At 69.6% G+C, this 13,298-nt stretch carries 12 protein-coding genes; 9 read left to right on the top strand and 3 right to left on the bottom strand.

Features of this window, described 5'->3' with window-relative positions:
• Positions 1-106: 106 nt before the first annotated feature.
• The 3 genes from FHY06_RS17070 to FHY06_RS17060 form a co-directional block, all read right to left on the bottom strand.
• Entirely contained in the window at positions 107-970 is an 864-nt protein-coding gene (locus FHY06_RS17070; protein WP_126184137.1) for a beta-ketoacyl synthase chain length factor, read from the bottom strand.
• 112 nt (positions 971-1,082) lie between these two features.
• Positions 1,083-2,288 (bottom strand): beta-ketoacyl-[acyl-carrier-protein] synthase family protein, encoded by a 1,206-nt coding sequence (locus FHY06_RS17065; protein WP_184605855.1) that lies wholly within the window; start codon positions 2,286-2,288, stop codon positions 1,083-1,085.
• Positions 2,289-2,442: 154 nt separating this feature from the next.
• Positions 2,443-3,837: an AmpG family muropeptide MFS transporter gene (locus FHY06_RS17060; protein ID WP_019655388.1), complete on the bottom strand. Its 1,395-nt coding sequence runs from the start codon at positions 3,835-3,837 to the stop codon at positions 2,443-2,445.
• A gap of 59 nt (positions 3,838-3,896) precedes the next feature.
• Here FHY06_RS17060 and FHY06_RS17055 point away from each other — a divergent pair, with 59 nt between their 5' ends.
• The 9 genes from FHY06_RS17055 to FHY06_RS17015 all read left to right on the top strand — a co-directional run bounded on the left by FHY06_RS17055 (position 3,897) and on the right by FHY06_RS17015 (position 13,295).
• Positions 3,897-4,760 carry a M48 family metallopeptidase gene (locus FHY06_RS17055; protein ID WP_026346467.1) on the top strand — a complete coding sequence of 288 codons (864 nt, stop codon included), beginning with the start codon at positions 3,897-3,899 and terminating at the stop codon, positions 4,758-4,760.
• A gap of 216 nt (positions 4,761-4,976) precedes the next feature.
• Complete coding sequence (gene atzF, locus FHY06_RS17050) at positions 4,977-6,707, top strand: allophanate hydrolase (protein ID WP_184605854.1); 1,731 nt, start codon at positions 4,977-4,979, stop codon at positions 6,705-6,707.
• A 14-nt stretch (positions 6,708-6,721) separates the two neighbouring features.
• Positions 6,722-7,729: an ABC transporter substrate-binding protein gene (locus tag FHY06_RS17045; protein ID WP_019655392.1), complete on the top strand. Its 1,008-nt coding sequence runs from the start codon at positions 6,722-6,724 to the stop codon at positions 7,727-7,729.
• A 5-nt stretch (positions 7,730-7,734) separates the two neighbouring features.
• Positions 7,735-8,562 (top strand): ABC transporter permease, encoded by an 828-nt coding sequence (locus FHY06_RS17040; RefSeq protein WP_132800162.1) that lies wholly within the window; start codon positions 7,735-7,737, stop codon positions 8,560-8,562.
• Between the two features lie 123 nt (positions 8,563-8,685).
• A complete protein-coding gene (locus FHY06_RS17035; RefSeq protein WP_019655394.1) occupies positions 8,686-9,519 on the top strand; it encodes an ABC transporter ATP-binding protein in 834 nt (277 codons plus the stop codon).
• A gap of 117 nt (positions 9,520-9,636) precedes the next feature.
• Positions 9,637-10,017: an oxalurate catabolism protein HpxZ gene (hpxZ, locus tag FHY06_RS17030; RefSeq protein WP_184605853.1), complete on the top strand. Its 381-nt coding sequence runs from the start codon at positions 9,637-9,639 to the stop codon at positions 10,015-10,017.
• Positions 10,018-10,067: 50 nt separating this feature from the next.
• Complete coding sequence (locus tag FHY06_RS17025; RefSeq protein WP_184605852.1) at positions 10,068-11,195, top strand: BMP family ABC transporter substrate-binding protein; 1,128 nt, start codon at positions 10,068-10,070, stop codon at positions 11,193-11,195.
• Between the two features lie 118 nt (positions 11,196-11,313).
• Entirely contained in the window at positions 11,314-12,375 is a 1,062-nt protein-coding gene (locus tag FHY06_RS17020; RefSeq protein WP_145760272.1) for an ABC transporter permease, read from the top strand.
• Positions 12,372-13,295, top strand: a complete 924-nt coding sequence (locus FHY06_RS17015; protein WP_019655398.1) for an ABC transporter permease — start codon at positions 12,372-12,374, stop codon at positions 13,293-13,295. The genes FHY06_RS17020 and FHY06_RS17015 overlap by 4 nt, the downstream gene beginning before the upstream one ends.
• Positions 13,296-13,298 lie beyond the last annotated feature (3 nt).

Genomic DNA, 13,298 nt, shown 5'->3' with positions numbered 1-13,298 from the left:
GGGAGCAAGCGGGCTTGAACGCTCCGTAAAGTTGGGTAAACCTCGGCAACCCCTGTCAACCGGCCGTGCTGCAAAAAGCATAGCGCCGGTTGCAGCGGCCGTGGGCTCAGCCCCGCGCAAACGGCCGCAACTGCAGCCGCAGCGACAGGGACGCGGAAACCGGCAGGTCGACCGGCGTGCCCGCGCCGTCGCCGCTGCCGTCATCGAGATGGGCCAGCGATTCGAAGAGGCCCAGCGACAGGGCCATGGGATTGATCTCGGCCAGCGACTTCGCCGCTTCCGAGCGCGGCGGCGTGGCCGCCGGCGCCTTGCCGTCCTCGCTGGCGAGCGACCAGTCGAGCACCGCCACGGTGCGCTCGCTGGGCTCGCTGGCGATGACCAGCGCCACCGCGAGCAGGCCTCGGCTGTCGGTGACCGAGGTCACGGCGCCCACCGACGGCGCGTCGTAGCCCACCAGCAGCACCGGTTCCTGGTCGCAGGCGGACTGCACCGCCGCCTCCAGCAGGCCGGAGGCGAAGCTGTGCTCGAAGGCCGAGACCGCGTTGCTCGCCGCCGTGCAGCCGGTGCCGATGGTCCAGTAGCCGACGGCCGCGTTGTGCACCGAGTTGTGGAACTTGGTGGGCGACAGCATCTTCGGGTCGTTCGCGAGCGTGCTGCACATGTAGTCGTTGATCGCCAGGTCGCCATGCGCCGAGGTGAACACGCAGGGCACGTCCGCCGCGTTGCGGCCCGAGGCGGCGAGGGACGCCGCGGCCACCTCGAGCGCCAGCGCCACCGTGTCGGGCGCGCGGCGGCGCTCGGCCGGGGCCAGCACCTGCGGCGAGGGCCGCTTCACGGGCGGATCGGCCAGCGCGCCTTCGCCGCGGAAGGCCGCACGCGCGGCGTCCCAGCCGGGCAGCGTGGGAGTCCAGAAGGCGGGGCCTTCGATGTAGAGGGTGGGGCGGGTGGGCGCGCTTGTCGTGGTTGTCATTGGATTGCCTTCTCGCGGAACACCGGGGAACCGGCTTTGCCGGGCCACTGGTGTTGCCCCCGGAAGGGGGGTGGAGGAGCGACACGGAGTGCGCGGAGCCTGGGGGCGAGCTTCATGCTTGCGCCTTGCCGAAAACCAGCGAGCAGTTGTTGCCGCCGAAGCCGAAGGAATTGCTCAGGGCGTAGCGCACCTCGCCGCGCGCCGGCTCCAGCCGGATCTGCGGGCCGAAGCCCTCGTCCAGAGTCTTCGTGTTGACGGTGCCGGGCATCAGGCCGCGCTCGATGGCCAGCAGGCTGATGACGGCCTCGACGATGCCCGCGGCGCCCAGCGTGTGGCCCATGAAGCCCTTGGTCGAGCTGGCGTGCGTGCGCGCCGGGAAGCGGCGCGCCACCAGCGCGCCCTCGACCTCGTCGTTCTTCTGGCTCGCGGTGCCGTGCATGTTGATGTAGTCGATCGCCTCGGGCGCGAGGCCGGCGCGCGCCAGCGCATCGTCGAGCGCACGCTCGGCGCCCAGTCCCTCGGGGTGCGGCGTCGACATGTGGTGCGCGTCGCTCGCCTCGCCGTAGCCCAGCAGGAGCAGCGGCGACGCGTCGGCGCCGGCCTGCACGCGCTCCACCAGCGCGAAGCCCGCGGCCTCGCCCAGGCTGATGCCCTTGCGGTCGGCATCGAAGGGGCGGCACGGCTCGGCGGACACGAGCTCGAGCGAGTTGAAGCCGAACAGCACGCTGCCGCACAGCGTGTCGGCCCCGCCGACCACGGCTGCGTCGGCCAGGCCCAGGCGGATCAGCCGCTCGGCCGATGCGAACACCTTGGCGCTGGAGGAGCAGGCGGTGGAGATCGTCTCGCTGGGCCCGCTGATGCCCAGCAGCTGCTGCGTGAACATGGCCAGCGAGTGCGGCGTGTGCACTGCCGCGCGGCGCTGGTAGGGCGGGAACATGCCCTGCTCGTCGAGCTGGGTGTAGGCCAGTTCGGTCTCGCCGATGCTGGCGGTGGAGGTGCCCAGCACGAGCGCGATGCGCGAGGCGCCGTACTTCTCGCGCGCCGCGGCCACGGCCTCGATGAAGCCGTCGGCCTGCAGGCCCACCCAGGCCAGCCGGTTGTTGCGGCAGTCCCATTGCGCGAGCGGCTCGGGCAGCCGGGCCTCCTCGAGCCCGTCGACGCGGCCGATCCAGGTGGGCAGCGGCGCGTCGCCGAAGTCGTTGGCGCGCAGCCCGCTGCGCGACTGCGCGAGCGCGTCGGCCAGCGCTTCCTTGCCGACACCGACGGCGCTGGTGGCCGTGTAGGCGCTTATCTGAAGAGGAGAGATTCTGGACGGCACGATCTTGTAGGGGTGTTGGGCTGTCGGTCGGCGCGCGGCGTACGGCAGGGGCGCGACGGGAAGGAAAGGATATTGAAAGAAACGAATGTATACCGGTACAGCCTAACAGCAGCGCGGCCGGCGCGGCGTCGGCCGTTTCCTATACGGCCGGGCGCTATCGGCGCTCCTGGGGGCTTGCCGTCGCCGTCAGCCGCGAGGCCAGCGCCACCAGAACCAGCACCGGCGCGCCCAGCAGGGCGGTGCCGACGAAGAAGCTGCTGTAGCCGTAGGCGTCCACGAAGGCGCCCGAGTAGCCGGCCAGGAACTTCGGCAGCAGCAGCATCAGCGAGCTGAACAGGGCGTACTGCGTGGCGGAGTAGCTGATGTTGGTGAGGCTCGACAGGTAGGCGATGAAGGCCGCCGAGGCGATGCCGCCGGCCAGGTTGTCGGCCGAGACCACCGCGATCAGCGCCGTCAGGTCGTGCCCGCGCGTGGCCAGCCAGGCGAAGAGCAGGTTGCTGGCCGCGCTGAGCACGGCGCCCATCATCAGCACGCGCATCACGCCCAGGCGCATCGACAGCACGCCGCCGACGAAGGCGCCCACCAGCGTCATGATCACGCCGTAGATCTTGCTGACGGAGGCCACCTCGTCCTTGGTGAAGCCCATGTCCACGTAGAACGGGTTGGCCATGATGCCCATCACCACGTCGCTGATGCGGTAGATGGCGATCAGCGAGAGGATCAGCACGGCCTGCCACTTGTAGCGGCGGATGAAATCGGCAAAGGGCTCGACCAGCACGTTGCGCAGCCACTCGGCGGCGCTGCGGGCCTTGGGCGGCGCGCCGGGCACCGGCTCGGGCGACAGCAGTACCGTGACCACGCCGACGGCCATCGAGGCGGCCATGACCAGGTAGGCCGTCTTCCAGGCGCCGTTCTGGTAGGCCGCGGCACCCGTGGCTGCCGCCGCTGCTGCAGCGGGCGCCACCTCGGCCCAGGCCGCGACCCACAGCACGCCGGCGCCGGCCCAGATCATCGCGAGCCGGTAGCCCGTCTGGTAGGCGGCGGCCAGCGCGGCCTGCTTGCGCGGCTCGGCCGATTCGATGCGGAAGGCGTCGAGCGCGATGTCCTGCGTGGCAGAGCCGAAGGCCACCAGCAGCGCGCACCAGACCAGCGGCGTGAGCCCGTGGCGCGGGTCGTTGACCGCCATGCCCGCCAGTCCCGCGACGACCATGCACTGCGCCAGCAGCAGCCAGCCGCGGCGGCGCCCCAGCAAGGTGGTCAGCGGCGGCAGCGGCATCCGGTCGACCAGCGGCGCCCAGACCCACTTGAAGCCGTAGGCCAGCCCGACCCAGCTCAGGTAGCCGATGGTGGTTCGGTCGATGCCCGCCTCGCGCAGGCGGAAGCTCAGCGTGCCCAGCACCAGCAGCAGCGGCAGCCCGGCCGAGAAGCCCAGCGCCAGCATGCGCAGGGTGGCGGGTTCCAGGTAGACCTTCAGCGCGTCGCGCCAGGGCGGTGAGGGGGGCGTGGGGGTTTCTGCGGGCGAGGCGGACATGTGCCCCGGATTGTCCATGAGCGACGGCCCGGGTTCCCGGGCTTCTTGTCTTCATTTGTTCCTATCATCCCGCTCCTATGTGCACACGATGCGATCGCCCCTTTTCCGCCGTTCCCGTTCCTTCCGTGGCTTCCGCGTGGAATCCGCGGCGCGCCTTCCTGCTGGCGGCGGCCGGAGCGGTGCTCGCGAAGCCCGCCCTCGCGCAGGTCGACGTGGGCAAGGCCTCGGTGGCGCGCAACATCGTGCCGGTCGAGCAGGTCGAGACGGCCGGCGTGCAGCAGTACGGCCAGCTGCTCGCGCAGGCCCGCGCCAAGGGGGCGCTCGCGGGCGACGGCAATCCGCAGCTGCAGCGCCTGCGGGCCATCGCCGCGCGGCTCATCCCGTTCGCCACGCCGTGGAACGCACGCGCGCGCGACTGGAAGTGGGAGGTCAACCTGATCGGCAGCAAGCAGATCAACGCCTTCTGCATGCCCGGCGGCAAGATCGCCTTCTTCACCGGCATCCTCGATCAGCTCAAGCTCACCGACGACGAGGTCGCGATGGTGATGGGCCACGAGATGGCCCACGCCCTGCGCGAGCACGCACGCGCCCGCCTGGCCAAGAGCGCGGGCACGGGCGCCGCGCTCTCGATCGGTGCGCAGCTGCTCGGATGGGGGCAGGTGGGCGACCTGGCAGCGCGCGCCGGCACGCAGCTGCTCACGCTCAAGTTCAGCCGCAGCGACGAGACCGAGGCCGACCTCGTGGGACTCGAACTCGCGGCGCGCGCGGGCTACGATCCGAAGGCGTCGGTGTCGCTGTGGCAGAAGATGGCCACGGCGTCGAAGAACCAGGGCGGCCTGAGCTTCCTGTCGACGCACCCCAGCGGGCCGGATCGCATCGCGAAGCTCGAGGCGAACCTGCCCAAGGTCGAGAAGCTCTACCGCGACGCTAGGAAGAGCTGAGCTTCCTGCTCTCTCTCCCCTGGGGGGAGGGCCGGGGTGAGGGTGACGGCCTCCAGATAGAAGCCGCGCTTCGTTCTGCGCACCTGCCCTCGCCCCAACCCTCTCCCCACGGGAGAGGGAGCCAATCCGAACACGTTCCCCATCCGCGCCCTCCCGGCTTTTTGCGCTGGCATGCCGCTTGCATCTCAACTTGTACACATGTTTGGATGCCTGAAGATGGTGCACGAAGAAAACCCGAAAAGCGGAACGCCAGACGCCGCCTGGATCGCCAGGTTCGCCTCGCCCCTGGCGCACACGCACGCCGCGGTGGCGCTGGATTTCGCCCTGCCGCTCGCGGGGCTGTGCTTCGCGGTCAAGGACAACATCGACGTGGCCGGCGTGCCCACCACCGCCGCCTGCCCGGCCTTCGAGCGCCTGCCCGAAGTGCATGCGGGCGCGGTGCAGCGCCTGCTCGAAGCCGGTGCATCGCTGGCCGGCAAGACCAATCTCGACCAGTTCGCCTGCGGACTTAACGGCACGCGCTCTCCCTATGGCGAGGTGCCCAACGCCTTCGACGCGCGCTACGTGTCGGGCGGCTCCAGTTCGGGATCGGCCTACGTCGTGGCCACGGGCGAGGTCGACTTCGCCCTGGGCACCGACACCGCCGGCTCCGGCCGCGTGCCGGCCGGGCTCAACAACATCGTCGGCCTCAAGCCCTCGCGCGGGCTGCTGAGCGCCTTCGGCGTCGTGCCCGCCGCACAGAGCGCCGACTGCGTCTCCATCTTCGCGCGCACCGTCGCCACCGCGGTCGACGTGCTGCTCGCAGCCGCGGGCCACGACGCGCGCGATCCATATTCGAGAGACATCGACCTGCGCCGCGAGCCGCTGCCCGCGCGCTTCCGCTTCGGCGTGCCCGACCGGCTGAGCTTCTTCGGCGACGCCGCCGCCGAGCAGGCCTTCGGCGATGCGGTCGCGCGGCTGCTCGCGATGGGCGGCACGCCCGTCACCATCGCCTATGCGCCGCTCGCGGAAGCCGCCGGGATGCTCTACGAGAGCGCCCTGGTCGCCGAGCGCTACGCCGCGGTGCGCGAGTTCTTCGACGCGCACGCCGACGACGTCGTCGAGCCCGTGCGCGGCATCCTCGCGAGCGGCCGCCAGTACGACGCCGCCGACGTGTTCGAGGCCCAGGCGCGGCTGCGCGCCATCGCGCAGAAGGTCGAGCCGATGTGGCGCGACATCGACCTGCTGCTCGTGCCCACCGCGCCCACGCACTACACGCGCGAGCAGATGCGCGCCGATCCGGTCGCGCTCAACCGCAACCTCGGCGCCTACACAAACTTCGTCAACCTGCTCGACTACGCCGCGCTCTCGGTGCCCAGCAGCCTGCGCGCGGACGGCCTGCCCTTCGGCATCACGCTGATCGGCCCCTGCGGCAGCGACCTCGCGCTGGCCGAGCTGGGCCAGCGCTTTCACCATGCCACCGGCCTCGCGCAAGGCGCGACAGGCCAGCCTCTGCCGCCACCGCGCGCCATTCCGGGGCTCGCGGCGCCGGACGCCGGCACCCTGCCGATCGCCGTCGTCGGCGCGCATCTCTCGGGCATGCCGCTCAACAGCCAGCTGACCGAGCGCGGCGCCACGTTGATGCGCGCCACCACCACCACGCCGGCCTACAGGCTCCACGCGCTGCCGGGCACCGTGCCGCCCAAGCCCGGACTGCGGCGCGTGGCCGAAGGCGATGAAGGCGCCGCCATCGCGCTGGAGGTGTGGGCCGTGCCGCTCGCGCAGGTCGGCAGCTTCCTCGCGCTCATCCCGCCACCGCTGGGCCTCGGCAGCGTCGAGCTGGCCGACGGCAGCTGGGTGAAGGGATTCATCTGCGAAGGCCATGCGCTGGCCGGCGCGCAGGACGTGACCCATCACGGCGGCTGGCGCGCCTACGTCGCGAGCCGCGCCAACCCGAGTTCCAACTGATCAGAGGAGTTCCGATGAGCATCCAACAAAACTCTCCCGCCGCACGCCAGCGACGCCAGCTGCTGCAGGCCGGCGCCGCGGGCCTGGCCGTGCTGGCGGCACCCGCCATCGTGCGCGCGCAGGGCGCGGCTGCGAAGCTGCGCATCGGCTTCTGGCCCGTGGCCGCGGGCCTGCCGTTCTTCGCGGCGGTCGACAAGGGCTACTTCAAGGAAGCAGGCCTCGACGTGGAGCCGCTGAAGTTCGCCGGTGCGCAGCAGGTGATGGAAGGCATGCTCGCCGGCCGCTGCGACGGCAGCGCCAACGGCACCGGCTCGGCCAACCTCGCCATCGGCGAGATCGCACAGCCCGGCCTGTTCAAGATCTTCTGCACCAATCCGAGCAACGCGAAGTACGTGCTCGACGAATTCATCGTCGCCAAGGACAGCCCCGTCAAGAGCGTGGCCGAGCTGGCCGGCAAGAAGGTCGCGTCGGGCCCCGGCATCCAGAACGTCACCCTGTGCAAGACCATGTTGGAGCGCGCGGGCGCCAAGGGCGCGACCGTGAGCGAGCTGCCCATCGGCCAGCACGTGGCCGCGCTGGTCGCGGGCCAGGTCGACGCCTGCTACACGCTGGAGCCCACCGGCACCGTGGGCCGCATGAACGGCACCACGCGTGTCGTCGAGGCCGGCGTGGTCGCCAAATACATCCTCGGCGACCCGATGGCCCCGTGGCATGGCGGCGCGGCCAGCCTCACCAGCGATTTCATCAAGAAGAACCCCGAGGTCGCGAAGAAGTACATCGCCGCCTATGCACGCGGCGTGGAGCTGGTGCGCAGCAAGCCCGACGAGGCGCGCCAGTTCATGAAGGGCTACACCGCCATCGAGGGCAAGCTCACCGCCGAGGTGCCGCTCGCGTCGTACATGCTCTACAACGAGTTCAAGCCGAGCGACGTCGCGTACTTCCAGAAGTTCTACGACCTGTTCACCGAGAAAGGCATCTTCGAGAAGAAGGTGGCGGTGGACGGCCTGCTCTACAAAGCCTGACGACCATGGCCGACGCAAGCTCGACCACGGCCGTGCCGTGGACCCCGCCGGCCGGCACGGCCACCGCTGCGCCGAAGCCGCCGCTGCGCGACCGCATGCTGCCCTTCATCGGTCCGGTGGTGCTGTTCATCGTGTGGGACCTGGTGGTGCGGCTCGGCTTCATCAAGCCGATCCTGCTGCCCACGCCCGCCGACACCGTCTCCGCGCTCGTCACCGGCCTGGCCGGCGGACCGCTGCTCACCGACTTCGCCATGACCGTGTGGCGCACCGTGCAGGCCTTCGTCATCGCGGCGGTCGTCGGCGTGCCGCTGGGCGTGCTGCTGGGCAGCAACGAGAAGGCCTACCGCAGCGTGGAGTTCCTGATCGACTTCTTCCGCTCCACGCCGTCGTCGGCGCTCATTCCGCTGTTCCTGCTGATCTTCGGCGTGAGCGACGTCAACAAGGTGGCCATCGCGGCCTTCGGCGCGCTGCTCATCGTGGTGTTCAACAGTGCCTACGGCGTCATCAACGCACGCAAGCAGCGGGTGATGGCGGCGCGCGTCATGGGCGCCTCGCGCTGGCAGATCTTCAAGGACGTGCTGGTGTGGGAAAGCCTGCAGCCCAGCTTCGTGGGCCTGCGCTCTGCGGTGTCGATGGCGCTGGTGATCGTCATCGTGGCCGAGATGTTCATCGGCTCCGACACCGGGCTGGGCCACCGGATCATCGACGCGCAGCAGGTGCTCAACGTGAAGAGCATGTACGCGGCGATCCTTTCGGCGGGTGCGCTGGGCTACGCGCTCAACATCCTCTTCCTGGTCGCAGAACGCCGCATCGTGCACTGGAGCGGAAGGTAATGGACCACCCCCAGGCCTGCTCGCTTCGCGTAGCCGCCAACCCCGTGCAAGGGGGCGCCGCCTGCGGCCCGGCAAAGCCGCTTCCGCGTCGGCCCATGTACTGATCAGCACAGGAGCGTATCCATGCGAGCTTCATCCGAAATCGTTCTCAACGGCCCGGTGTACGCCGACGTGCCGAAGCCGGCCTTCAAACCCGGCCCCGCAGGCACGCACATCACAATCCGCGGGCTCACCAAGTACTTCGCGGGCTGGCCGCTGTACGAGAACTTCGACCTCGACATCCCCAAGCACGCGATCGTCTCGGTGTTCGGCCCCAACGGCTGCGGCAAGTCCACGCTCATCAACATGATCGCGGGGCTCATTCCCATCGACTCGGGGGAGATCCTGTTCGACGGCAAGCAGCGCAAGGACACCAAGATCGGCTACGTGTTCCAGAACTACCGCGAGGCGATGTTCCCGTGGATGCGCACCATCGACAACATCGCCTATCCGCTGAAGCTCGAAGGGCGCAGCAAGGCCGAGGTCGACCGGCGCATGGAGGAACTGGTGGCTTCCTTCGACGTGAAGTTCGACCTCGCGCGCTACCCGTACGAACTCTCGGGCGGCCAGCAGCAGACCGCGTCGATCATGCGTGCGCTCGCGCCCAACCCCGAAGTGCTGTTTCTCGACGAGCCCTTCTCGGCGCTCGACTTCGAGATGACGCTCTTCATCCGCGAGAAGCTCCAGGAGGTCTTCATGCAGACCGGCACCACGATGCTGCTGGTGTCGCACGATCTCGAGGAGGCGGTGTACCTCGCCGACGAGGTGCTGCTGCTGACCAAGCGGCCCACGAGAGTGGCCGAGATCCTGCGCTACGGCGACGCGCGCCCGCGCACCGTCGACACGCTCAGCACCGAGAGCTTCGTCGCGATGAAGAAGCTCAGCCTCGACATCTTCCAGCGCGAGGTCCGCAGGTAGCATGAAACCCACCTCCAGTCTTCGTGCACTTCGTGTCGCTCACGCCTTCCCCCTTGCAGGGGCAGTACCCGCGGCCCGGCAAAGCCGGTTCCGCGGTATTTCTGGAAAGGATGGGTCATGACGCCCCAAATCAACATTCCCGAGGTGCTCGCCGAAGTGCAGGCCGTGTTCGCGCGCTACGAGGCGGCGCTCATCGGCAACGACCGCGCGACGCTCGACGAGCTGTTCTGGGACAGCCCGCACACCCTGCGCTACGGCTTCTCTGAGAACCACTACGGCCACGCCGACATCGCGGCCTTCCGCGCCTCGCTGCCCGTGCAGAGCCCGCCGCGCGAGCTGCTGAGCACCGTCATCACCACCTACGGCCGCGACTTCGCGACCGCGAACGTCGAATTCCGCCGCGAGGGCAGCTTCCAGACCGGCCGCCAGAGCCAGACCTGGATGCGCACGCACGAAGGCTGGCGCGTGGTCGCCGCCCACGTGAGTCTGCTCGGCTGAGCCCTCGCAAGGGCACGTTTTTTGCACCCCAACCTGTAACGGAGAACGCCATGACCCGCCATCTCAATCGCCGCGATTCGCTCAAGACACTTGCCGCGCTGGGCACCGCCGGCAGCCTCGGAAGCTGGAGTGCGCTCGCCGCCGCCCAGGCCAAGCCCAAGCCGCTCACCGTCGGCGTGATCTACGTCGGCGCCCGCGACGACTACGGCTACAACCAGGCGCACGCCATGGCCGCCGCCGAGATCAAGAAGCTGCCCGGTGTGAAGGTAGTCGAGGAAGAGAACGTGCCCGAGACCGCCGCGGTGCAGAAGACCATGACCGGCATGATCTCGCAGGACGGCGCGGGCCTGCTCTTTCCCACCTCGTTCGGCTACTTCGATCCGCACATCCTCGCGGTGGCGCCCAAGAACCCCGACGTGCGCTTCTCGCACTGCGGCGGCCTCTGGACCGAAGGCAAGCATCCGAAGAACGTCGGCAGCTTCTTCGGCTACATCGACGAGTGCCAGTTCCTCAACGGCGTGATCGCCGCGCACATGACGAAGAGCAACAAGATCGCCTTCGTCGCCGCCAAGCCCATTCCGCAGGTGCTGCGCAACATCAACGCCTTCACGCTCGGCGCGCGCTCGGTCAAGCCGAACATCACCTGCAGCGTGATCTTCACGGGCGACTGGTCGATGGCGGTGAAGGAGGCCGAGGCCACCAACAGCCTGGCCGACCAGGGCTGCGACGTGTTCACCATGCACGTGGACGGCCCCAAGGTGGTGGTCGAGACGGCCGCAAAGCGCGGCAAGATGGTCTGCGGCTATCACGCGAGTCAGGCCAAGCTGGCGCCCAATGCGTACCTCACGGGCGCCGAGTGGAACTGGCTCACTGCCTACAAGACCGTCATCGAGGCCGCACAGACCGGCAAGCCGCACCCCAACTTCCTGCGCGGAGGCCTGAAGGAGGGCTACGTGAAGATGTCGGCCTACGGCCCCATGGTGCCCGACGCCGCGAAGAAGCAGGCCGACGAGATCAAGGCGAAGATGATCGCCGGCAGCTTCGACATCTTCAAGGACGGCATCAAGGACAACAAGGGCGCGGTCGTCGTGCCCGCGGGCAAGGTCCTGAAGCAGACCGACCTGGAACTCGAGAAGATGAACTACCTGGTCGAAGGCGTCCTGGGAAGCATCGGATGACATCGCCCCGGCTTCGCGCACTGCGCGGCGCTTCGCCCACCCCCGTTGCAAGAGGGCGCTGTCAGCGGCCCGGCGAAGCCGGTTCCGCGACGGCCCTGGCCTGAAAGCAAACCTCATCATGCGCAGTGTCCTCAAGGAGTTCTCCCTGCCGGTGTTCGCCATCGCTGCGGCGCTGCTGCTGTTCGGGCTGGTGGTGGCCTTCGCCGGCATCGACGCGGCGGAGGTGTGGGCCACGCTGTTCAAGGGCGCGTTCGGCGACTGGTTCTCGTGGCAGAACACGCTGCAGCGCGCGGCACCGCTGATGCTGACCGCGCTGTGCGTGGCGCTGCCTGCGCGCGCGGGCCTCATCGTGATCGGCGGCGAGGGCGCGCTGGTGCTGGGCGGGCTGGCCTGCGCGGCGCTGGCGCATGCGGTGCCGCTGCCCGGCAACGCCGTCGGCACGGCGATCGTCTGCATCGCGGGCGCCGTCATCGGCGCGCTGTGGATCGTGCTCGCGGGCTGGCTGCGCCAGTACCGCGGCATCAACGAGACCATCAGCAGCCTGCTCTTGGCCTACATCGCCATCGGCGTCTTCAAGCACCTGGTCGAAGGGCCGCTGCGCGATCCGGCCAGCCTCAACAAGCCATCGACCTACGCGCTGAACGACGGGCTGCTGATCGGCGGCATCGGCGGCTCCGACGTGCATTGGGGCCTGGTGGTCGGCGTGGTGGCCTGCCTGGGCCTCGGCTGGTGGCTGCGCGCCACGGCCTCGGGCTTCTCGGTGCGGGTGGTGGGCGGCAATCCGCGCACCGCGCAGCTCGTGGGACTGCCGGCCACGCGGCTGATTCTTTCGGCCTGCGGGCTCGGCGGCGCATGCGCGGGGCTCGCGGGCGCCATCGAGGTGGCGGCAGTGCACACCAATGCGAACGCCTCGTTGATCGCGGGCTATGGCTACGCGGGCATCCTCGTCTCTTTCATCGCGCGGCACAACCCGGTGGCCATCGTGCCGGTGGCCATCCTGTTCGGCGGCTTCGGCGCGGCGGGCAGCCTGCTGCAGCGGCGGCTCGGCCTGCCCGATGCGTCGGTGCTGGTGCTGCAGGGCATCGCCTTCGTGCTGATCCTCGCGAGCGAGGGCCTGCGCACGGTCAACTGGAAGAAGTTCGGCGACCGCATGCTGCCCGAGGCAAGGAGCTACACATGACCGCCGACCAGTGGATCGCGCTGATCGCAGGCATCGTCGGCGGTGCGCTGCGCGTGGGCGCGCCCTTCCTCTTCGTGAGCCTGGGCGAGTGCCTGACCGAGAAGTCGGGCCGCATCAACCTCGGCCTCGAAGGCGTGCTGGTGCTGTCGGCCATGGCGGCCTTCGGCGGCGCGTACCTCACCGACTCCGCGTGGCTCGGCGTGCTGATCGGCGCGGTGGCCGGCGCCGCGCTCGCGCTGCTGCACGGGCTGCTGTGCTCGCTCGACCGTGTGAACGACGTGGCGACCGGCATCGCGCTGATGCTGCTCGGCACGGGGCTCGCGTTCTATCTCGGCAAGCCGCTGATCCAGCCGCAGGCGCCGCAGATCCCGGCAATCCCGCTGGGCTTCTGGAGCGACAACCCCGTCGTGCGTTCGGCCCTGCAGCTCAATGCGCTGGTGCCGGTGGGCGTGGCGCTCGCGGTGCTGCTGTGGTGGGGCTTCGCCCGAACGCGCGCCGGTCTGCTGGTGCGCATGGCGGGCGACTCGGCGCAGGCGACTCGTGCGCTCGGCTACTCGGTCTCGGGCCTGCGCATCGCGGCCACCACGGCGGGCGGCTTCATCGCGGGGCTGGGCGGTGCATCGCTCACGCTCTTCTATCCGGGCAGCTGGAACGAAGGCATTTCCAGCGGCCAGGGTTTGATCGCGGTGGCGCTGGTGATCTTCGCGCGCTGGAGCCCGCTGCGCTGCGTGGGCGCCGCGCTGCTCTTCGGCGGGGCCGGAGCCATCGGGCCGGCGCTGCAGTCCATCGGCATCGGCTGGGGCTACCACCTCTTCAACACCGTGCCCTATGTGCTCACGCTGGTGATCCTCGTGCTCACCTGCAGGCCGGGCAGCGCCGCCGCCGGCAGCCCCGGCGAACTTTCATCGACAAGGAGCTGAACC

Origin of the sequence: Variovorax atrisoli (assembly GCF_014195185.1) — a bacterium.
GTDB lineage: Bacteria > Pseudomonadota > Gammaproteobacteria > Burkholderiales > Burkholderiaceae_C > Variovorax > Variovorax atrisoli.
Note: the sequence above shows the minus strand (reverse complement) of the source record. Positions and strands in the feature narration are given on the sequence as shown.

Excerpts from the sequence above, each read along its gene's own strand:
- FHY06_RS17060 (WP_019655388.1), bottom strand. The coding sequence starts at position 3,837 with ATGGACAATCCGGGGCACATGTCCGCCTCGCCCGCAGAAACCCCCACG.
- FHY06_RS17025 (WP_184605852.1), top strand. The coding sequence starts at position 10,068 with ATGACCCGCCATCTCAATCGCCGCGATTCGCTCAAGACACTTGCCGCG.
- FHY06_RS17040 (WP_132800162.1), top strand. The coding sequence starts at position 7,735 with ATGGCCGACGCAAGCTCGACCACGGCCGTGCCGTGGACCCCGCCGGCC.
- FHY06_RS17015 (WP_019655398.1), top strand. The coding sequence starts at position 12,372 with ATGACCGCCGACCAGTGGATCGCGCTGATCGCAGGCATCGTCGGCGGT.
- FHY06_RS17055 (WP_026346467.1), top strand. The coding sequence starts at position 3,897 with ATGTGCACACGATGCGATCGCCCCTTTTCCGCCGTTCCCGTTCCTTCC.
- FHY06_RS17020 (WP_145760272.1), top strand. The coding sequence starts at position 11,314 with ATGCGCAGTGTCCTCAAGGAGTTCTCCCTGCCGGTGTTCGCCATCGCT.
- FHY06_RS17035 (WP_019655394.1), top strand. The coding sequence starts at position 8,686 with ATGCGAGCTTCATCCGAAATCGTTCTCAACGGCCCGGTGTACGCCGAC.
- hpxZ (WP_184605853.1), top strand. The coding sequence starts at position 9,637 with ATGACGCCCCAAATCAACATTCCCGAGGTGCTCGCCGAAGTGCAGGCC.
- FHY06_RS17070 (WP_126184137.1), bottom strand. The coding sequence starts at position 970 with ATGACAACCACGACAAGCGCGCCCACCCGCCCCACCCTCTACATCGAA.
- FHY06_RS17045 (WP_019655392.1), top strand. The coding sequence starts at position 6,722 with ATGAGCATCCAACAAAACTCTCCCGCCGCACGCCAGCGACGCCAGCTG.
- atzF (WP_184605854.1), top strand. The coding sequence starts at position 4,977 with ATGGTGCACGAAGAAAACCCGAAAAGCGGAACGCCAGACGCCGCCTGG.